The organism is Nannocystis punicea (genome assembly GCF_026965555.1).
GTDB lineage: Bacteria > Myxococcota_A > Polyangia > Nannocystales > Nannocystaceae > Nannocystis > Nannocystis punicea.
Genome location: NZ_CP114040.1, coordinates 2,654,491 through 2,674,132, shown reverse-complemented (window position 1 = coordinate 2,674,132; position 19,642 = coordinate 2,654,491). Strand labels below are relative to the sequence as shown.

Annotated in this window: 17 protein-coding genes; 6 read left to right on the top strand and 11 right to left on the bottom strand. The window is 71.7% G+C overall.

Translation table 11 applies throughout. The annotated features are described in order from the left end of the window. Positions 1-34: 34 nt before the first annotated feature. A complete protein-coding gene (locus O0S08_RS10225; RefSeq protein WP_269038879.1) occupies positions 35-265 on the bottom strand; it encodes an MbtH family protein in 231 nt (76 codons plus the stop codon). 694 nt (positions 266-959) lie between these two features. Between O0S08_RS10225 and O0S08_RS10220 the strand changes: the two genes are divergently transcribed. From O0S08_RS10220 to O0S08_RS10205, 4 genes are all read left to right on the top strand, one after another. Next, positions 960-1,499, top strand: coding sequence for a YcjF family protein (locus tag O0S08_RS10220; protein ID WP_269038878.1), 540 nt, complete (start codon positions 960-962; stop codon positions 1,497-1,499). A 16-nt stretch (positions 1,500-1,515) separates the two neighbouring features. After that, positions 1,516-1,704, top strand: a complete 189-nt coding sequence (locus O0S08_RS10215) for a hypothetical protein (RefSeq protein WP_269038877.1) — start codon at positions 1,516-1,518, stop codon at positions 1,702-1,704. Between the two features lie 6 nt (positions 1,705-1,710). After that, positions 1,711-2,697, top strand: coding sequence for a prohibitin family protein (locus tag O0S08_RS10210; protein WP_269038876.1), 987 nt, complete (start codon positions 1,711-1,713; stop codon positions 2,695-2,697). Between the two features lie 216 nt (positions 2,698-2,913). Next, positions 2,914-4,293, top strand: coding sequence for a type 2 periplasmic-binding domain-containing protein (locus tag O0S08_RS10205; RefSeq protein WP_269038875.1), 1,380 nt, complete (start codon positions 2,914-2,916; stop codon positions 4,291-4,293). 374 nt (positions 4,294-4,667) lie between these two features. Here O0S08_RS10205 and O0S08_RS10200 read toward each other — a convergent pair whose 3' ends face one another. Next, positions 4,668-5,474 carry a hypothetical protein gene (locus tag O0S08_RS10200; RefSeq protein ID WP_269038874.1) on the bottom strand — a complete coding sequence of 269 codons (807 nt, stop codon included), beginning with the start codon at positions 5,472-5,474 and terminating at the stop codon, positions 4,668-4,670. Between the two features lie 325 nt (positions 5,475-5,799). Between O0S08_RS10200 and O0S08_RS10195 the strand changes: the two genes are divergently transcribed. Continuing rightward, positions 5,800-6,453 carry a glutathione S-transferase family protein gene (locus O0S08_RS10195; protein WP_269038873.1) on the top strand — a complete coding sequence of 218 codons (654 nt, stop codon included), beginning with the start codon at positions 5,800-5,802 and terminating at the stop codon, positions 6,451-6,453. A gap of 215 nt (positions 6,454-6,668) precedes the next feature. Here O0S08_RS10195 and O0S08_RS10190 read toward each other — a convergent pair whose 3' ends face one another. Genes O0S08_RS10190 through O0S08_RS10180 form a run of 3 tightly spaced genes read right to left on the bottom strand, consistent with a single transcriptional unit; the run spans position 6,669 to position 9,583 of the window. Continuing rightward, entirely contained in the window at positions 6,669-7,250 is a 582-nt protein-coding gene (locus tag O0S08_RS10190) for a hypothetical protein (RefSeq protein ID WP_269038871.1), read from the bottom strand. 54 nt (positions 7,251-7,304) lie between these two features. Beyond that, positions 7,305-8,456 carry an RNA polymerase sigma factor gene (locus O0S08_RS10185; RefSeq protein WP_269038870.1) on the bottom strand — a complete coding sequence of 384 codons (1,152 nt, stop codon included), beginning with the start codon at positions 8,454-8,456 and terminating at the stop codon, positions 7,305-7,307. A 38-nt stretch (positions 8,457-8,494) separates the two neighbouring features. Then, a complete protein-coding gene (locus O0S08_RS10180) occupies positions 8,495-9,583 on the bottom strand; it encodes a hypothetical protein (protein WP_269038869.1) in 1,089 nt (362 codons plus the stop codon). A 263-nt stretch (positions 9,584-9,846) separates the two neighbouring features. On the opposite strand from O0S08_RS10180, the gene O0S08_RS10175 reads away from it, so the two are divergent. Further along, on the top strand, positions 9,847-10,980 hold the full coding sequence (locus O0S08_RS10175; protein WP_269038868.1) for a leucine-rich repeat domain-containing protein: 1,134 nt from the start codon (positions 9,847-9,849) through the stop codon (positions 10,978-10,980). Positions 10,981-11,041: 61 nt separating this feature from the next. Here the strand turns inward: O0S08_RS10175 and O0S08_RS10170 are convergent, their stop codons facing one another. From O0S08_RS10170 to O0S08_RS10145, 6 genes are all read right to left on the bottom strand, one after another. Further along, on the bottom strand, positions 11,042-12,406 hold the full coding sequence (locus tag O0S08_RS10170; protein ID WP_269038867.1) for a hypothetical protein: 1,365 nt from the start codon (positions 12,404-12,406) through the stop codon (positions 11,042-11,044). 234 nt (positions 12,407-12,640) lie between these two features. Beyond that, positions 12,641-13,225 (bottom strand): hypothetical protein, encoded by a 585-nt coding sequence (locus O0S08_RS10165; RefSeq protein WP_269038865.1) that lies wholly within the window; start codon positions 13,223-13,225, stop codon positions 12,641-12,643. Positions 13,226-13,230: 5 nt separating this feature from the next. Further along, a complete protein-coding gene (locus O0S08_RS10160) occupies positions 13,231-14,166 on the bottom strand; it encodes an FHA domain-containing protein (protein WP_269038864.1) in 936 nt (311 codons plus the stop codon). Between the two features lie 72 nt (positions 14,167-14,238). Further along, complete coding sequence (locus O0S08_RS10155; protein ID WP_269038863.1) at positions 14,239-14,451, bottom strand: hypothetical protein; 213 nt, start codon at positions 14,449-14,451, stop codon at positions 14,239-14,241. 59 nt (positions 14,452-14,510) lie between these two features. Beyond that, positions 14,511-17,435 carry a serine/threonine-protein kinase gene (locus tag O0S08_RS10150; protein WP_269038862.1) on the bottom strand — a complete coding sequence of 975 codons (2,925 nt, stop codon included), beginning with the start codon at positions 17,433-17,435 and terminating at the stop codon, positions 14,511-14,513. 525 nt (positions 17,436-17,960) lie between these two features. Next, positions 17,961-19,358 carry a phosphatidylglycerol lysyltransferase domain-containing protein gene (locus tag O0S08_RS10145; protein ID WP_269038860.1) on the bottom strand — a complete coding sequence of 466 codons (1,398 nt, stop codon included), beginning with the start codon at positions 19,356-19,358 and terminating at the stop codon, positions 17,961-17,963. Positions 19,359-19,642 lie beyond the last annotated feature (284 nt).

The window sequence follows — 19,642 nt, the reverse complement described above, 5'->3', positions numbered from 1 at the left end:
CTCGATTCCGTCGTACGCCGCTGGCCGCGCGGGCTCAGCCCGCTTGGCCTTCCGCGGCCTCGGCCATGGCGAGCCGCAAGGACAGCGGCCGCATGTCGGTCCACACTTCATCGATGTAGGCGAGGCACTCTCGCTTGGCGCCGCTCTTGCCTGCCTTTCGCCATCCGGCCGGCAGTTCGCGGTCGGCGGACCAAATCGAGTACTGCTCCTCGTGGTTGATGACCACCTCGTAACGCCGGGTGTCATCCGTCTCGTCGTCGCGCATGGAAGTATTCCTGATCGGTCGGGATCCAGATGTGGAGAACGGCAGGACGCTCGCACGTCGGCCGGTCGCCGTCAACACCCGGCGCGCGCCGCATGGCGAATGACGACGGTGAACAGGGTCGTCGATACGTGCTGTGTCCCCAACCGACAGACGGGGAGTCGTCACAGCGCCGACCTTCTTCCGATGCACGCATCGGCGCCGCGCCTCCTCGCGGTCCTCCCGCCGTCTCGTCGGCGAACAAGACGTTGCACGGGTATCGACTCACCGCGGATGACCGAGGTCTCGAGCGCACATCTCCAGGCATCGCCGGCGAACCGCGCGGATCTGCGCGACCCGTCGCGCTGGCGCGTGTACCCGTACACGGAGCCGATCGTGGCCACGATCCCACGCACGAGCGTGAGCAGATCGAGGGGGCGGCGGGCGACGATCGGACTCGTGTCACAGGGGCGCCGCCCGACCATACAAGCATCGCATCAGGTGCTCTGGGAAGGCGCTGCCCTCGGGTGGGCCCCGGAGGCCTCGCAGTGCAATGATCGACGAATCGTAACGCCGGGCGACCGCGCCGGGCGTGAGCGTTCATGCGTGCCAGACGGGGCCGCAGCGGGCTCCTCGGCCCGAATCGCGCGCCGCACGCGGCACGGAAAACGATGCAACGACCTTGACATTGGGACCCAAATGCAGTGAGGTACTGTTCATGGCCAGCGAGACGACACAAGTGAAAGAAATGGTCACCGATCCGGAGACGCGGCTGATGCAGGCCGACGCGATCATTCATCGTAACGTCCTGTGGGCGCTCGGCGCCGGGGTCGTACCGATCCCGATCGCCGATGTGCTCGCCGTCAGCGCGGTGCAAGTCAAGCAGCTCAAGGAGCTGTCCGCGCTCTACGGCATCACGTTCCGCGAGGATCTCGCCAAGAAGCTCGTCGGTTCGCTGCTCGTCGGGATCGGCGGCGTCGGTGTCGGCGCGGTGCTCGGGATGAGCTTCGCCAAGCTGATTCCGGTGGTCGGCCAGGCGCTGGGGATCGTCAGCGTGCCGGTCGCGTCCGGCGCCTTCACTCACGCCATTGGCCGCGTCTTCGTCATGCACTTCGAATCCGGCGGCACCTTCCTCGACTTCGATCCGCACCGGATGCGCGAGCACTTCAGGCGCGAATTCGAGGGCGCGAAGGAGAAGGTCGCCGAGCTGCGGAATCGACCCGGCGCGCCGAACGTGTCGCCCCAGGGGCCGGCCTAGTCCGAAGGAGCGGGCGATGGAATTGACCCTGCTCTTCGTCTACGCGCTGCCGGTAGTGACCCTCCTGGCGCTCGGGCTGCTCGGCACGACGCGGCGGCTCGGCTTCTGGTGGACGTTGCTGCTGTCGATCGTGCTGACGCCGATCGGTGGATTCATCGCCGCCCAATTCTCGGGTCCCCGCAAGGCCAATCGACGAGCAGGCTGACGTCTCATGGCGAACACCGAGGAGACGAAGGAGGTCGACGACCGGTCGCCCTTCCGCGAGTGGAGCGAGAAGACGCTCGGCCAGGTCGAATACCTCACCTACACCGCGCTGGTCGTGGTGCTGCTGTTGCTCGGCTTCCTGTGGCCGCGGATGTTCATCACCGTCCCGACTGGAAGCCAGGGGGTGATGTACCGCTATTTCGCCGGAGGCACCGTGACGGACAGGGTGTGGGGCGAAGGGCTGCACATCATCCCGCCGTGGGACCACCTGACGCTGTACGAGGTGCGCCTGCAGCAGAAGACGGTGGATTTCGACGTCCTCAGCGACGAGGGGCTCAACCTGTCTGTCTCCGTCTCGGTGAAGTTCCGGCCGTACAGCGACATGCTCGGGCATCTCCACCGCGACATCGGCCCCGATTACTTCGAGCGGGTGATCAAGCCGGACATCCAGGCCCACGTCCGGCGGACCTTCGGGGATCGGTCGGCGCACAAGATCTACTCGAGCGCCAACGACCTGATGCTCGAATTGCGCCGGATCTCCGCGCTCAGCCGCGAAGAGCTCGGTGACGGCGAGGAGAAGAAGCCGTACGTGCAGATCCAGGAGCTCGATCTGGTCGACCTCGAGTTGCCCGAGGCCGTCCTCGCCGCGATCGCCGAGAGGTACCGCCAGGAGCAGCTCACGCTCGAGTATCGCCACCGGCTGGAGCGCGAGGAGGCGGAGGCCCAGCGCAAGCGGACCGAGGCGAGCGGCGTCCGCGACTACAACACGATCATCGGCGACCTCTCCCCCGACGTGCTGCGCTGGCGCGACCTCGAAGCGACGTCGGAGCTCGCCAAGTCGTCCAACTCCAAGGTGCTCGTCCTCGGCGGCGGGGCCGGCTCGAGCTCCTCGCTGCTGTTCAACGTCGGTGGTGACTCGACGCCGGCCTCGACGCCGGCCTCCGCGTCGCCGGCCTCCGCGTCGACGGCCTCCGCGTCGACCGCAGCGCCTTGAGCTCTTGATGCCCGTGTGCGAGGATGGCCGCGCAGGTCGCCGTGTTTCGAGATGTGCGTGATGGAAGTCGCTATTCACATCGCTCTCGCCCTCGCGCTCTCTGCTCTCGTGATCGCGCTGTTCAGGCTCGGCCGCCGCACCCCGGCCCGGCGTGGAGATGAGGTGCGCCGCCGGGGATGGGGGTCCATCCTCGGCCAAGCGCTGTTTCTCGCCGCCTTGTGGGCCTTGGTCGGCGTCATCGCGGCGTTCATGGCTCTCGGCGGTAACCTGGTCGACGCCGTCCCGCCGGTCGCCGACTTCGTCGAGGTACGGGACGAAGTCGGCGACGCACCGCTCGACTGCGGCCCTCCTGGCCCGCTCGGGAAGCCACACCTCGTCGAGGTCATCCACAGCATCGACCAGGGGCCCTGGCTCTCGCGCGCCGCCGACGCCTTCATGGAGAAGTGCCCGAACATCCAGCTGCGACTGACCGCGGGCGACGATTTCGAGACCGCCAACGCCATCCTCCGCGGTGAGCTGCGGCCGACGCTGTGGGCGGCGGCCGAGGAGCTCACGCTGCGCTACCTGGAGATCCGCTGGCGAGAGCAGTCCCACGAATTGCTGTTCCGGCTGGACGAGCGGCGCCCCCTCGTCCGCTCGCCGCTCGTCGCCCTGCTCCACGAGGAGCAGTACCGAGTGCTGCGGGCGATCCGCGAGGCCGACCGCGACGGGGTGGGGTTCTGGGTCGACGCGCTCTGTCCCACGATTCCTCGCGCACCCGAGCTCGACGGTGTGCTGCAGGAGGACATGCTCCCGGGTACCTGGCTCGACTGGTACACCCAGCGGAACCCGCCGCCGCCGCAGCCCGACACGCGGCTCGTGACGAAGAAAAAGCGCTCCGCCCCTGCAGCTCAGCCGACGCCCGCCGCTCCGCTGATTCCTACGCCCGAAGAGCTGCGCTCCTGGGGCCGCGTCAAGCTCGGGTTCCCTGCGCCGACGTCCTCCGCCAGCGGCATCTCGACGCTCCTGCTGATGGCCCGGCAGCACCTCCTCGCCGACACCGCCGGCGACCTCGCGCTTGCGCTCGAGCGCGAGGGCGAGGTCTTGCAGCGGTGGCTGCGCCGCTGCAACGCGGGGCGTGACGAATGGTTCGCCTCCGCGTTCCTGCTGACCGACCACGTCTTCGACCTCGGCCCGAAGAGCTATGACGGCGTCATCACCTACGAGAGCCTCGTCTTCCCGATCCTCGCGCGACTCAGCTCCGACGAGCTCGGAGAACTCCGGGTGTACTACCCGTCGCCGACCCTCGTCGCCGAGCACCCCGCGGTGCTGATGTGGCCCGACGACGAGGAGCGCGCGCCTAACCTCGACGCCGCGCGGCGCTGGCTGCAATACCTCGAGAGCGAACAAGTTCAGCAGAACGCGATCACGTATGGCCTGCGGCCGGGGCGACTCGCGCGCCCGCTCGACGCCTTCGACCTCGAGAAGAACCCCTTCCTCGACATGCGTCGCTTTGGCATCGAGCTCGAGCCGGCCAACCAGGAGCCGCCGCGGCCAGACGGGCCGGTGCTGCTCAGGCTCCTCGAGCTGTGGCGAGCCGCGACCGGCCGGAATTGAGCGAGCTCAAGGCGTTGCCGTCGACGCGGCGGCAGGGACTGCTCAGGCTCCTCGAGCTGTGGCGAGACGCGACCGGCCGGAATTTGAGCGGCGTCAAACGTGGCGTAGGCCGCCCCTCGGTCGTATTCACGCCGAGCCGATACAACGGGGCGCCGACCTCCTCGCCGCAGCTCGAACGAGATCGTCGGCGGCTCGTCGACTGGTGCTCCTGCAGAGCACTGGAAGTCGCACGTGATCTGCCGGAGGACGTCGAGGGGAACTCCCGCGAGGTCGACCGCGTCGACGTTCGCGTGCACCTGCGCGCCGGCGGCGGACGCGACCACGAGCGACGCGAGCCTCCTGCCGCGATCTCCCGCGCTCGCCGAATCAACCCCTCAGTCGTCGAGCTCGCTCGTCACCATGTGCACCCGCAAGAGAGCGCCGCCTCGGGCCAGCGACGCCGCCTCGGGCACGCCGCGCACGTCGGCGAACGCGAGGAGCTCGACCGTGTCGGTATTGATGGCAGGGCGGACACGCACGACGTCGTCCGGCAGATCGCTCTCGTCGTCTTCTTCGCTCATGGACAAGGACACCCAATCGAGACCCTCCAGCCACGGAGCCGCGAGGCTCGTCGCGTCGGGCGGGATGCAGCACTGCGCGGCGAGCAGGACGAGGTCGGTGATGTCGGCATCGACGACGAGCGGTATGTCTCTCACCCGGCGCGCGTCGACATCGACGATGCTCGCCGTCCACAGGACGTCCGGCAACGACGCGCAGGGATCGACCTGCGGCTTCCAGCGCTCCGCTCCGACCCGCGCGAGCTCTGCGACGTCGTGGTCGACGATGACGTCCGGCGCATGGAGCTCCCGCAGCCGCGCGATGCGCCGGGCGCCGTGAGCCAGCGTGTTCGCGGTCACGCGCTCGTGGCCGAGCGCCTCCACGAGCCGCGAATGATGGGCCGCAAGGAAGGCGCGCAGGTTCGTGAGGCGAAGCGGGAGCCTCTGCTCGGGCCGGACCTCTTCCAGATCGTCGAGGAGCTCCGCGACGGGCACCAGGTGTGTCTCTGCGAGATCGCCCCGGAGCGCTGCGACCAACGCTGCGAGCGTCTCGCGATCGGCGGGAAAGAAGTGCTCCCCCTCGGGAAAGATGCCGCTCGGGTGGTCGTTCCACACCACGAGCTCGGACAGGGCGCTCTCGGCCATTCGCGGAGCATGCCACGAAGCGCCGGGCACCTCGCCACGAGGACCGCGGGGAGTCACAGGTCGCCACCTGCCTCAAAGGCCCGATGAGCTCGGAGGATCATCCCGCCGGCGCTCTCATGCTGTCGCGTCGCGAGCTGCAGCGAACGGACCGTCATGAAGTACGTACGAACCCGCGTGCGCCGATCCGGTCGCAGGCCGTGGCGCCGCTGCCGACTCGAACCGAGGTCGGATTGACGGGGCGAGCGATCTCGCACAGACTGTCGCCCCGTGGCCGAGCCCAACGCCAATCACGACGATCGGCAACGGCCCGAATGAGGAGGATCGGATGATCACGCTCTACGGCTTCGGCCGGGTCCATCCAAAGGTCATCGGCGAGACACGCGACTTGCGCGTGGAGTGGGCGCTCGAGGAGCTCGGCCTGCCGTACCGCGTCCACCCGCTCGACCACACCGGCGGCGAGTTCGACAGCCCGGCGTACGTGGCGATCAGCCCGTTCCACCAGGCCCCGGTGATCGACGACGACGGCGTCGTCGTCGCCGAGACGGGCGCCATCCTGCTCTACCTGGCGGAGAAGGCCGGCGCGCTGCCGGCCGACCCCGTCGCCCGAATCGCGGTCGTCCAGTGGAGCTTCGCCGCGCTCACCACCGTCGAGCCGCCGGTCGCGATGATCCAGCTGACCGACCTCGGCGGTCTGCCAAGCGGGACTGAGCAGCGAGCAGCGCTGGTCTCCTGGGCCCGCCGCTGCCTCGGCGGGCTCGAGCGCCGGCTCGACGGGCGCACGTGGATCGCCGCGGACGACTTCACGGTCGCCGATATCCTGCTGGCGACCGTCCTGCGCCAGATCCGGCGGACCGACCTCCTCGCCGACTACCCGCGACTGCGGGCCTACTACGATCGGGCCCTGGCGCGCCCGGCCTGGCAGCGGACGCTCGAGCGCTACGCCGAGCGGCTCGGCGTGACCGTCGCGGACATCCCCTGAGCGCGACCGAGGCCCGCCGATCGAGCCTGTTCGGCGACAGCACCGAGCACCTTCGACGCCCTGCTTGCAAGGCGTCGCAATCGCTGCTCGAGCGCCTCGTTCACGCCTCGACGAGGAACGCGCGCGGGTAATACTGCTCTCCGTCGTCCTCGTAGTACGTCGTCACCGCTGCGCTGTCTCGGAGGAAGCGTGCCAGATCGTCAGATCGTCGGCGATCACCTGGTTGTGGTATCGAGAGTCGCCCAGCGGCGAAAAATAATAGATGCGACCGTCCGCGCAGACGAGGCGGTGCGAGCTGCCTGGTGGGACAGAAGAATGCCGTCAGCCTGCCGCGCGAGCGGCCGCAGGTGGGTGACGTCGGCGAATCGCCGCGCCAGCGCATCCAGTTCAGTCGGGTCGGCGCCCGGTTCGATCAGGTCCTCCAATTCGAACGTGCGGTCGGGCCCCTCGCCGCCACGCCGTCGGCAATGCACAGTGAGACCCGGCGCGCGCACGAATCGCATGAACGCGTCGACCGAGCAGAGCGGCCGCGGTGCCCTGGAATCTCCAGAGGCCTGGATCACCACTTTGGCCGCCTGCGCTCGCTCCGGCGCGGGTTCGTGGTGGCAGCGATCGAGCGCCCCGGTCATCAGGAGCCCGACCGTGCCCGCGACCACGAGGTGTTGATAAAGCTCGTGCGACAGGTACAGGCCGGTCAATCCGAAGCGATGCCACGAAGACAGGTCGAGGCCCCGGAGGAGCGCCTCTTCGATGTAGAGATCGCCGAGCCGATTCCCAGACCATGTCACCGCAGACACACGAATCGTCTTCGCAGGGCGGGCAGTTGCGGATGCGGGTGGGCGCGCCGAAAATCAGGGCGCGCACGCGTAGCGCTCGAACCGCTGCGCCAGCGGCGAGCTCGGGTGCGTGGCGATCAGGCGCCGGGCGACGGCCTCGGCCTCGGCCCCGCGCTGCATTGCGCAGAGGGCCTCGACGCGCCCCGCCTCGCGCACGTCCATCAAGGCGCCGCGCGGGAACTCGCGCGCATGCGTGGTCAGCAGCGTCAACGCGGCCGCCGGCGCGCCCTCCTCGAGGCGGGCGCGGGCCTCGTCGAGCAGCGCCACCTCGGCCGACAGCCGATCGATCCGCGCCCGCGCCGGGGCGGGCGTCGGGACCGCCGCCGGCTCGGGGCTCGGCTCCGCCGGGCTCGCCGTGCGATCTGTCTCTCGGGACATGTCTTTCTCGGCGCGCTCGACCGCGGCCCGGGCCTCGCTCTCCGGCCGCAGCTCGGTGCGCGCGACCGCCTGCAGCGTCGCCCCGCCGGCGACGATCAGCGTCGCAGCGACCGCCGCGCGGCTCGCCGACACGGCTCCGAGCACGCCGACGGTCGCGGTCTTGCCGAGCGTCGGCCCCAGCAACACCCACGTGCGCTGCGCCTGCCTGGGCGGCGGCGCGTCGTCCCGGCGCGTCGCGGCGGCGCAGGCGGCCAGCTCCGCCTCCCCGAGGCGCGCCTGCAGCTGCCCTCGCGCCAGACGCAGCCGCGAATAGACGGTGTTGAGCGGCACCGCCAATTCGGCCGCCATCTCCGGCCCGCTCATGCCGAGCAGCTCGGACATCTCCCACACCGCCCGCAGATCGCCGCCCAGCTGGCCCAGCGCCTGCTCGAGCTGGCGCGCCGCGTCGTGCTGCCGATGCGGCGCCTCGTGGCTCGCGGGCCCGGCCTCGGTCAGCGCCGCCACGCGCCGCGCCAGGCGGGTCGCGCCTCGCCGGTAGCGCCACGCGACCCGCCGCGTCACCGTGAACAGCCACGCGCGCGGCGAGACCTCGTAGTGGAGCGCGTCGAGCCGGCGATAGGCGGCGATGAACACGTCCTGCACCACGTCCTCGAGCGCCGCGCGCGGCACCCCGAAGCGACGCGCCGCCGCCCACACGAACTCGAACTCGCGGCAGTACAGGGCGTGGAACCGCGCGCGGCGCGGTTCGTCGGCGGGTCCGGGTGCGCGAGCGGTCGCAGTGTCGTGCATGACCTGTTGGTTCGGTTCTCCGGCGGCCCCGACTTCCGTCACCGCGGATCGCGAAAATGCAGCTCGACCGTGAAGAGCAGCCGGCCCGAGATCCGGGACGAGGTGAAGAGGGCCACGTCCGGCCCCGGATCGCGCAGCTCGAAGCTCGGCACGAGGAGCCCCGCGACGCCCTCGAGCGCCGCGCCCAGCCGCACCCGCGGATGCACGGCCACCGCGACGCCGGCCGAGGCCACGATCGCCAGCCAGTACCCGGTCGTGCCGCGGGCCCCGGCCGCGCGGGTGGCGGTCCCGCGCACGCCCCCCAGCTCCAGCCCGCCGCACAGCGGGAACTCGACCCGCCGCGGGCCCGGCCGCCCGCAGCCGAGCACCGCCCCCATGCCTGCGAACGCCCGCAGCGACCCTTCCGGGCGCACCTCCGTCCGCGGCGAGAGGAACGTACCGCGCAGCTCCAGCCGCGCCCGCCGCCACAGCAGACCGCCGACCACCATCGCGGCCCCGGAGACGCCGGGGAGCGCCCCGAGCTCGGCCCCTCCCTGGATCCTCAAGACCCCGCCGGGCCCCCGCCGCGCTCGCCGGGGCGCCTCCAGCGGCGTCTCGGCGGTCCCTGCCGCGGGCTCCCACACCTCCAACTCCGCCGCCGCCGGGGGGAGCTCCGGCGCCTGCTCGGCCGTCTGCTCGAGCCTGGACTGCGGCGCGAGTTCCGGCCCGATCGGTTCCTCTCGGGCCTCCACCTCGGCGACCTCTCCCGCCGCGTCCGCGATCGGCTGCGCCGCGTCCGCGCCCGGTTGCACCTCCGTCGCCTCGCCCGGCGAGACGGCGGTCGCCACCAGCAGCGCCGCGGCGTCGACGAGGGCCGCGCAGCGCCCGGATGTCAGCCTGCGGAGCGCCGCACGACCTCGCTGGCCGAGCCGCATCGTCAGGCGAAAGCGCGGCGCGTCGGCGTGGTGCGTCACCCGGGCCTCGACCTCGACCTCGCCCGCGAACGCTCGCCCGAGCCGCTGCTCGATCGCCGCGAGCAGGTCCTCGCGCCCCGGACAGTCCCTCGGCGCGTCCCACACCAATCGGGCCGACGCCAGGTCGGGCACCTGGACCGCGAGCAGCGCGGCGAGGGCAGTGATGATTGGCAAGGGACGACGAACCTACCACGAGCGCCGCCGCGACGACCTCGGTGCACCGCGGGCGTGCGCCCTCCACCGCGAAGGACCCGCGGCCGCGTCCGCCGGTTTCATCCGCCCCGGTGATTCGCCTCGCTCGATCGCGTCTCGTCCGGATCGCGCGCGTGGAGCCGCTGACGACATTCTCTGCGCGCCGACGACCGCGACAGTTTTTCAGCTCGCGTCGTGAAGGATCCGCCGCCCCCCGGAGAACGACACGAATAAAGGAGCGATGCATGATCCTGTCCAAGCGCAAACCCGCGGCCGCCGTCCTCGCCTCGACCTGGTTGTCCGCGTGCGTCCTCGATTACAAGGTCGGCGACAGCCCGCAGGCGACGTCGACCACGGATGCCACCACCGCCACCACGCCCGGCATGGAGCCCACCTCGAGTGAATCCGCCAGCGGCGAGCCCGAGGAGACCTCCACCACCAGCGGCACCACCGATCAACTCGAACTCACCTCCACCACCACCCCCGAGCCCGTCGACTGCAGCGAGATCGTCCTCGCGGATGAGGTGCTCCTGCAGGCCGTCCGAGACGCGCTGGGGATCGCCGAGGGGCCGATCTCGCCCGCAGCGGCGCTCGAGCTCGAGATGCTCGTCGTCGACGGCGGCGTGGCCTCCATCGCCGGTCTCGAGTGCTTCTCGAACCTCGAGGATCTGACCCTCAACAACACCACGGTCGACGACTTCTCGCCGCTGGCCGGGCTGGCTCGGCTGTGGCGGCTCGACCTGGCGAACAACGGCCTCACGGAGCTCGACACGCTCACGGGCCTGCCGATGTTGAACCTCCTCGAGCTCCACGACAACGCGATCGTCGACCTCCAGCCGGTCGCGGCGCTGCCCGGCCTGACCTATTTGTACGCCGACCGCAACGCGATCGTCGACCTGGGGCCGCTGGCCGGTGCGAGCGCGCTGTTCGACCTGTCCCTGCGCGACAATCAGATCACCAGCCTGAGCGCTCTGGGAAGTCACCCGCAGCTCACCTATCTCGCGGTCGACGACAACCCGCTGGCCGAGGGGCTCGAGGTCCTCTCCGGCGCGCCGAAGCTGTTCGCCATCTCGGCGGCCAATACCGGCCTCACCGAGCTCCCGGCCGTGCCCCCTCCTTCCCTCGGGATGCTCACCCTCCCGAACAATCACATCTCCGACCTATCCCCGCTCCAGAACTACCCCGCGCTCGAGTTCACCTTCGCCCTCGGCAACAATCAGATCACCACCCTGGCCCCGTTCATGGACGCTCCGTGCGCGGTGAGCAACACCCTCCTCTCGGTGACCGGCAACCCGCTCGACGCGAACAGCCTCGACACGCTGATCCCGGCGCTGTGCGACCTCGGCCTGTGGATGTTCTGGGACGGCGGCGAGTGCTGACGTCTTCGAGGCGACGGCGCCGCGGCGCCGTCGCCTCCAAGGTTCGCCGGATCCCGGCGGCTCAGTCGATGCAGGCGGACGTGTCGAACGCGCCGCAGCCGGTGGCGCAGATCAGGACGCCGCCGCCGGCGAAGCCCTGCGATTCGCAGGTCGCCCCGCCGAGGTCGCTGCCGTCGCAGGTCTCGCCGGCGTCGATCTGGTTGTTGCCGCAATTGGTGCACTGCGACAGGTCGAAGTCGTCGCACTGCTCGCTGCAGGCCAGCGTCCCGCCGAAGAAGTTCTGCGTCTCGCAGGTCTCGCCGTCGAGCTCGGCCCCGTCGCACGGCTCGTCGCCGTCGAGCTTGTCGTTGCCGCAGCCGATGCAGCCCGAGGTGTCGAACGCGCCGCAGCTGTCGGCCGCGCACGCGAGCACGCCGCCGTCGAAGCCGAGCGACTCGCAGGTCGCGCCGCCGAGCGCCGCCCCGTCGCAGGTCTCGCCGGCGTCGAGCACGTCGTTGCCGCAGCTGTCGCACTGCGAGGTGTCGAACGCGTCGCAGGTCGCGCTGCAGCCCAGAGTCCCGCCGCTGAAGCCCTGCGACTCGCAGGTCTCGTTGGCCAGCGCCGCCCCGTCGCAGGTCTCGTCGTCGTCGATCTGGTCGTTGCCGCACGGGTCGCACTGAGACACGTCGAAGCCGCCGCAGTCGGCGTTGCAGCCCAGGGTCCCGCCGCCGAAGCCCTGCGACTCGCAGCTCTCGCCGTCGAGGTCGGCGCCGTCGCAGGTCTCGCCGTCCTGCTTCTGATCGTCGCCGCAGGCGGTGCAAGCCGAGGCGTCGAACCCGTTGCAGGTGTCATTGCAGGCCAGGGCGCCGCCGGCGAAGCCCTGCGACTCGCAGCTCTCGCCGGCGAGGTCGTCCCCGTCGCAGGTCTCCTTCTCGTCGAGCTGGCCGTCGCCGCACGACTCGAGCAGGCACAGGCCGGTGTCGAAGGTGCAATCGTCGGCGCACGCGAGCGTGCCGCCGTCGAAGCCGAGGCTGACACAATCCTTGCCGCCGAGGTTGTCCTGATCGCAATCTTCCCCGGCATCGAGGATCGCGTCGCCGCAGCTGCCCGGCGCGGTCGTCTCGGTGTCGGTCTCGGTATCGCCGGTGGTGGTCGTCGTCGTATCGCCGGTCGTCGACGTGTCCGTCGTCTCTCCCGTCGTCGTCGTCGTCGACGTGTCCGTCGTCTCTCCCGTCGTCGTCGTCGTCGTCGACGTGTCCGTCGTCTCTCCCGTCGTCGTCGACGTCGGCTCGGTCGGGTCGACGGTCGTGGTCGGCGCCGTCGTCGTCGTCGTCGTCTCGTCCGTCGTCGTCGGCGGGTCGGCCGTCGTCGGCGTCACACCCGTCGAGAGGTCCTGCTCCGTGGTCGACGACGTATCCGTGGTCGTGTCGGTGACAGAACCCTGCACTACGTCCTGGGCGCAACCAGACAGCGTGGCGAGGACAAACAAACCGGGGAAAATGGCGGAATATCGCATCAGAAAAACCCGAGCTTTCTGCTGAGTGACAGCGGCAGCATCCTGCGCTGAAGCGAACCACTCAACCAGCGGCTGTGGACGTCTCTCTACGTGAGCGTCCGCTCGAGCAGACTGGTGACGGAATCACCGGCCTCGAACAACACATCTTATGGAGTCAACTCGGACTCAGCACGAAGCCTCGGCGACGAACAGCACCGCGACCACGCCGTCGAGATCGACGATGTCGATGGAATCGCAGCTCCCCGGCTGCGAATCGACGATCCCCAGCGAGGCCGCGGCGCGGTCGTTGGCCAGGCGAAAGCGGCCGCCCGACAGCGCGACGAAGCCGAGGCCGTGGGCCGACACCAGCGCCTCGAGCCAGGCCCCCAGCGGCAGCCGCCCGCCCGCCGGCGTGGCGATCTCGATGCGCCCGAAGTCGAGGGCGCCGCGGCGGCCGTCGAACTCGAAGACCACCGGATATTCGCCGTCGAGCTCGACGAGCACCGATTCATCGCGGTCGAGGTCGCGCAGGTCGCCGGCGGTGATGCTGGTGAACACGGGCGTCGCCGTGGCCACCCCGCCGGCCGTGAATACGTCGTCGCACCCGGCCGACGACAATGATAATGCGACCACCAACGACCGTATCCACATAATCCCTCGTCTGATGTTCAGCGCTCGCCGGCCGCGACGAGCACGAACTTCGGCGCCGTCGAGCGCGGTGTCCTGTCCCGGCGAGGACGACGCGACGTCGCCCTCGCCGCCCGGCCGCACGATGTTCAGCTCTCGTCGACCACGGTGTCCTGCGGCAGCAGGTACAGCTCCACGTTGCCCTTGCCGTCCGGCCGCACCAGGTCGGGACGAATCCCCGCCTCACGCAATTGCGCCCGGAGTCGCCGCAAATTGCGGTCCCAGTTCTGCCGCATGATCCCGCGGTCGGTCTCGTCGCCCCAGATCTCCCTGGCCACGGCCTCCCACGAGACGAGGCGATTGATGGTGGCCAGCTCGCTGACGATCCGCGCGAGCAACCCCGCGATCACGCACTCGGGCCGCCCGGGCATCCGCACATAGACCGTGTCGTAGCGGGCGACGATCGTCAGCGGCGGGTCGTTCTGGCCGATGCTGCGGGTGCTGAGGGCCCCGTCGCCGAGCGGCCTGGCCTGGACCGCGAAGTGATGCCCGCGCAGTTCCCACGAGGTGCCGGCGGCCAGCTCGACCGGCTCGCGGTCGCCGACCCGCAGGGTGAAGCCGTCGGAGGTGCCCCAGATGTACGCCTCGGCCCCCGGCAGATACTCCGGGTGGAGCTTGTAGCTGGGGGTCTGCGACGGCCCGCCGTTCGCTGTCACGATCGAATAGACCGACTCGCTGAGGGTGCACAGCTCCTGGCCGTCGCCGTAGAGCACCATCACCCGGTCCGGCAGCTCGACCGCCTCGACGTCGAGCGTCACGTTCTGCGACAGGCGGATCCGCTGGCCCGGCGCGAGGATGATCGACGACTTGCGCTCGCCGTCGAGGATGATCCAGCGCCGCAGCGAGAGGATCTGCAGGTGACGCCCGCGCATGCTGATGAACGCGTGCGCCTCCGACACCTCCGGGCTCTCGATCCGCAGCTCGGCCGTCGACGCCCTGCCGATCAGCCCGCCGGCGGCGACCTGGGCGGAACGCCCGTCAGGGAGGCGAAAACGGACAAAGGGGGTGTAGCGACCTTGCAACACGGCGGGCCTCCTCTCGATAGGGACGACGATTGTACCAGCGGACGACAGCGCAGCGGGCCTGCGCGCGAGCGATCACAGCGACGGCGGGGCGTTGATGCCCGACGGCGGCCGCGTGCGGAACTTGGCGCAAGAGCCGCAATCGCCGTTGCCGTCGACCGGACCGGCGTCCTCCTTGAGGGCGGTCGGCCCTGCCTGGGTCGCGGCGGCGCGTTGGACCAATTCGTCGCAGCCGGACACGGCGGTGAGGGCGAGAGCGGCGAGGGCGAGAGTGACGGTGCGAGACATAAGTACCTCCCTACAGGGTCTTGGGGACATGTTCTTTGGGCTAGGAAGAAAAAACGGGGCTAGGACGGAGGTCGGAGCCACCCGGCCAGCTCGGCGGCGCGGCGCGCCCCGGCCTCGCCGAAGCGGGCGTAGAAGCGCTCGGCGGCGGCCCGCCGCTCGGCGGCGGCCGTGGTCTCGCCGAGCGCGGCGAGGGCCTGGGCGAGGCACCACTGAGTGTCGGCGACCTCGCGGAAGTCGCTGCCGGCGCTGGCCCACACGGCCGAGGCCTGGCGCAGCGCCTGGGCGGCGCCGGCGTGGTCGCCGCGGATCAGCCGGGCCTGGCCGATGCCCTTGAGAACGAAGCCCTGGGCGTCGCCGTCGGCGTCGTCGATGCGGGACAGCAGCGCCTGGGCCTGGGCGAACCGGGCCTCGGCCTCGTCGGGCTGGTGCAGGCCGAGCAGCGCCTCGCCGGCCTTGGCGTGGGCCCGGGCGACGACCTCGCCGTCGGCCCCGTGCAGCGCCGCGGCCAGGGTCAGCTCGCGCTCGGCGGCCGCCAGGGCCTCCACGTAGCCGCCGAGCAGCAGGTGGGCCTCGCCGAGGACCGCGAACACCTCGTCGTCGGCGCTGCCGGTGTCGTCGAAGATCGCCCGCGCGGCCTCGCCGTGGGCCAGCGCCGAGGAGGCCAGGCCCTCGTACAGGTCGACCCGGGCCAGCGCGAGGTGCAGCTCGAGGACCTTGCCGTGGCTGTCCCCGAAGACATATCGCGCCACCGCCAGCGCGCGCTCGAAGGCGGCCCGGGCGGCGTCGAGGCGGCCGCGCTGCTCCTCGAGCAGGCCGAGGTTGTACAGCGCGACCAGCACGTACGGGTGGCGCGGACCGAGCGCGGCGACGAAGCCCTGCTCGGCCTCGACGTACAGCACCGCCGCGTCGTCGCCGCGGTCCTGGTCGACCAGCGCGGTGGCCAGGTTGAGCTTGAGCTTGGCGATCGCCACCGCGTCGGGGGCCGGGCTCTGGGCCCACAGCGACAGGGCCTTGCGGAACGCGGACTCGGCGGAGCGCGGCTGCTGGCGGCCGCGCGCGACCAGGCCCTCGGCCTGCAGCGCCCGCGCCCGGCTGTCGGCGGCGGGCCGGCCGAGCCGCTCGGCGCTGGCCCGCGCGCGTCGGACCCACTCGAGCACCGGCAGCCCCGGGCGCCAGTGCAGCGCGCCGACCTCGACCAGGTACTGCCACACCTCGGCGACCAGCACCTCGTGCCGGCTGGCCTCGGCCAGGTCGACCGCCTCGGACAGGCTGGCCACCGCGGCGTCGCTGCGGCCGAGGTAGTGCTCGACGCGGCCGCGCTGGTACAGCGCCTCGGCCAGCAGCGGCGGGTAGTCGAGCCCGCGCGCCGCCCCGACCGCCTCCTCGGCCATCGCCAGGCTCCTGGCGTACTCGCCCGACACCTCGCGCACGCGCGCCCGCTCGAGCCCGGCCCGCAGCGCGGTCACCCGCGGCCGCTCGTGCGCGTCCGGCGGGCGCAGGCCGAGCGCGAGCAGCTGGCGGTCGTCGCAGTCGGCCAGCGCCGGCAGCTGGGCGGCCGCCCGCGCCGCGTCGTCGACGTCGACCCGCGACGAGCTGCCGAGCAGCTCGATCAAGGCCGTGAAGCGCATCCGCGGGTGCTCGAGGCAGGTCGCCCGCGCCCGCAGCTCCTCCGAGGCGGCCGCGTCGGCCCGCGCCGCCCCGGCGCACACGGCCTCGCGCCGGACCTGCCAGCCGGTCACGTAGTCGTCGAGCGCCGACTCGACCCGCGCCCACCGCCCGGCCACCCCGGCGAACTTGGCCTGCAGCTCGCCGCGCACCTCGGGCGTCCACGCGGCCGCCAGCGCCTCGCCGGCCGCGCCGCAGCGGTCGACCGGAGCTGTCCACAAGGACATGCCCCCGAGGACACCCGCGAACGAGCCGGCCGCCAGCGCCCACTGCCACGGCCGCATCGGCCGCTCGGCGGCGATCGCCGTCAGCTCGGCGAGCAGCGCGTCCATCCCGGGGTAGCGGGCCGCCGGGTCGCGCGCGAGCCCGCGGCGCAGCACCTTCCACAGCTTGGGCGGCACCACCGAGCCCTTCGGCGGGTCCTGCGGGCGGTCCTGCAGCAGCGCGCGCCGCAGGGCCGGCGCGTCCTCGCCGACGAACGGCCGCCGGCCGTACACGCCCTCGTACAGGGCGACGCAGAAGCTGAACTGGTCGGAGCGGGCGTCGGACGGCTGCAGCTTGAGCCGCTCCGGGGCCATGTACGCCAGGGTGCCGACCGGCCCGCGGCTCGAGGCGACGGTCGAGCTGCCGTCGCTGGCCCCGCCGCTGCCGCGCCGCGTGGTCCCGGCGTCGCTGATCTCCCCGCTCACGTCGGCGCTGGCGGCCTCGTGCACGCGCGCCAGGCCGAAGTCGCTGACCATCGCCCGCCCGCGCGCGCTGACGAGGACGTTGTCGGGCTTGAAGTCGTGGTGGACCAGGCCCGCCTCGTGCGCCGCCGCCAGGCCGCTGCCGGCCTGGATGAACAGGCCGAGGACCTCGCGCCAGCCTCGCGGCTGCTCCTTGAGCCATGTCCGAAGGGTCACCCCCTCGACCAGCTCCATGGCGACGTAGACGCCGCGGTCGCACACGCCGACGTCGAACACGCCGACCACGTTGGGGTGGGTCAGCCGCGCCATCGCCTTGGCCTCGCGCACCAGCGAGGCCGGCACCAGCGCCCGCGACGACTCGCGCAGCATCTTCACCGCGACCTTGCGGTCGAGGTCGGGGTCGTAGGCGAGGAACACGTTGCCCATCGCCCCGTGCCCCAGGTGCTTCATGATCACGTAGCGACCGGCGCGGAACGGCTCGAGCTCGGCCTCCACCGCCCGCGTCGCCGCCTCGTACGCGACCGCCCCGCGCTCGGCGTCGACGTACATCCGCCCGAAGTCCCCGCCCTCGCTGCTGTCCCCGATCGCCTCGAAGTCCCCCGAATCCCGGCTACCGTCGGGGTCCGTGCGCATCCGCGCGGAGTGGGGCGTGGCGTCGAGGGAGGGCATGAGACTTCGCACGAGGCTGAAACCACAATACCAACATTCACGCCGTTACGTGATCCGACTCCGATCGGAACGAGAGAAACATCCTCACAGGCGGACTTGCCGCCGATTCCCCCCGACGACCTCCGCACGCCTGCACAATTCGCCGCCGCGGGCCCCTTCGCAGCCAACGGCGAGCTTTCTCGGGGAGCTGCGTCGGTCGCCTCGGTCGCCCTCGCCGACCTGCGGACGCGGCGCAACCTCAGGCTCTCCGTCGGTCCGCGATCGCGGGCCTCGAGAGATGCGGACAGGCCGCCCCGATACCCACCGGCTCGCGTCGCCGCCTCGCCACCCACGCCGCCAGCCGCCGGCCCGCGACCTCCGGCGCGCAGAGCCACCTGAACTTTGGGACAGACGAATGTCCGCGGTCCCGTTCACGAGGTCATGTCGGCGACAGGCCGAACCTCGAGACCTCGCCGCGTCGAGACCGCGACCCGTCGAGCGGCTCGCGCCTCACGAACCCGGTCTCCGCGGAGTCGGCCTCGCCTGGGTCCACAGCAGCAGCGCCGAGGCAACCAGCGGCGCCGCGGTGGCGATCAGGCGGAGCACGGCGCTCGGCCAGGACGGGCCGAAGCCGACGAGGACGAGGTGCCGCACCGACAGGAGCGCGTCGAACGTCACGCACGCGGCGGCCGCCCGGAGCGTCGAGCGCCGCGGGCGGGCGGCCGCGCGGAACAGCAGGACCACCAGGCCCGCGTCGAACAGCGCCCAGCCGGCCAGCGTCGCGCGCGAAAAGCCGAACAGATCGTGGCGCCCGACGCCGGCCAGGATCGCGAGCAGGAGCGTCCAGGGCACCAGCGGCACCGCGAGGACCCACGGCGGCCCGCTCGGGTGACGCACCACCGAGCGCCAGGCGAACCGGAGCAGCGCCCCGTGGGCGAGCGCTCGCAACACCACCGCCACCACGCGCACGGCCGAGCCCCGCGTCCACACCAGCCACACGCGATCCCAGCGCGAAGGCGCCAGGCGGGCCCGGAATTGCTCGAGCCCCGAGAAGTCGTAGAACGGACGCGCCGCCGTGCGAGCGAGGCGCAGCCACCAGGGCATCGGTCCGGCCAGCGGCGTCAGCCCCGGAGTGACCCAGCCGGCCTCGCCGACCTCGCGCAGCAGCCGGTCGAGCATCAGCTCGGTGGTGCCGTTGGGGGCCGCCGGCGAGCGCAGGACATCTTCGATCAGCCACCCGCCGCGGGCGTAGATCGGCACTGCCGACAGCAACTGGACGACCGCGCCGTCGCGCTCGGCGACGAGATAGAGGTGCTCGTCGGGCGCGTGGAACAGCTCGACGGCGACGAGGAAGCCCAGCGGCTCGATCCGCCGCGAGGCCAGCCACCCGGCCTGCAGCGCCTCCGCGGCGCGACGCAACGGGCTGCCCGCGGCCAGCTCCCCGGCGGCGACGCGGCGCACGACGACGCCCTTGGCCCGGGCTCGACGCAGCTGCTCGCGCAGGCGCCGGCGGGCGCGCAGCGTCGACGGCCAGTCGGCGGCGCGGACGATCGACTGCAAGCCGAGCGGGAGTCGGCGCAGCCCGGCGAACGGCGCGAGGTCCTCGACCGCCACGAAGGCGACCTCGCGCCCGGCCGCCCGCGCGGCGGCGATGAAGCGCGCGACGGCGGCGAGGCGCAGCTCGGGCGGCGCGAGCGGGCTGCCGCCGGCGAGCCGGTAACGGCCGACGTCGACGAAGGCGACCGCAGCGCCGGTGCCGTCCGGCGGCCCGACGTCGTACCACCATCGCATGACGGACTCGAGCGCCTGGAACGACACCGCGTCGGTCCCCCACGCCCGCAGCAGCGCGACCCGGGCCGCCTCGTCGCCTGGCGGCCGCGTCGTTGCGCCGTCATCGTCGTGCCCCACGCCGCAAGCTTAAAGCCGATCGGCCCGCGCGGGCGACCCGCGAGGGCCGAGGTCGGTCCGCGCTGCGACATGCAGTCGCAACGACCTCGCTGGCGCTGCAGGCGACCGCGCGACGACACCGGCACTGTCCTGCGTGAATCGTGGCCGCGCCCTGCGCCTGCGGGCTCGAGCAGGACGCCTGCTCGCTCGACGCGGTCACCGGAAGTGCCATGTGGCATTCGCGTGCTCCGCGAATCCGTCGTCCCCGAGATCGAGCCTCGCCACGCGGAACGGAATCGTTCCTG

Excerpts from the sequence above, each read along its gene's own strand:
- O0S08_RS10225 (WP_269038879.1), bottom strand. The coding sequence starts at position 265 with ATGCGCGACGACGAGACGGATGACACCCGGCGTTACGAGGTGGTCATC.
- O0S08_RS10220 (WP_269038878.1), top strand. The coding sequence starts at position 960 with ATGGCCAGCGAGACGACACAAGTGAAAGAAATGGTCACCGATCCGGAG.
- O0S08_RS10215 (WP_269038877.1), top strand. The coding sequence starts at position 1,516 with ATGGAATTGACCCTGCTCTTCGTCTACGCGCTGCCGGTAGTGACCCTC.
- O0S08_RS10210 (WP_269038876.1), top strand. The coding sequence starts at position 1,711 with ATGGCGAACACCGAGGAGACGAAGGAGGTCGACGACCGGTCGCCCTTC.
- O0S08_RS10200 (WP_269038874.1), bottom strand. The coding sequence starts at position 5,474 with ATGGCCGAGAGCGCCCTGTCCGAGCTCGTGGTGTGGAACGACCACCCG.
- O0S08_RS10195 (WP_269038873.1), top strand. The coding sequence starts at position 5,800 with ATGATCACGCTCTACGGCTTCGGCCGGGTCCATCCAAAGGTCATCGGC.
- O0S08_RS10185 (WP_269038870.1), bottom strand. The coding sequence starts at position 8,456 with ATGCACGACACTGCGACCGCTCGCGCACCCGGACCCGCCGACGAACCG.
- O0S08_RS10175 (WP_269038868.1), top strand. The coding sequence starts at position 9,847 with ATGATCCTGTCCAAGCGCAAACCCGCGGCCGCCGTCCTCGCCTCGACC.
- O0S08_RS10155 (WP_269038863.1), bottom strand. The coding sequence starts at position 14,451 with ATGTCTCGCACCGTCACTCTCGCCCTCGCCGCTCTCGCCCTCACCGCC.
- O0S08_RS10150 (WP_269038862.1), bottom strand. The coding sequence starts at position 17,435 with ATGCGCACGGACCCCGACGGTAGCCGGGATTCGGGGGACTTCGAGGCG.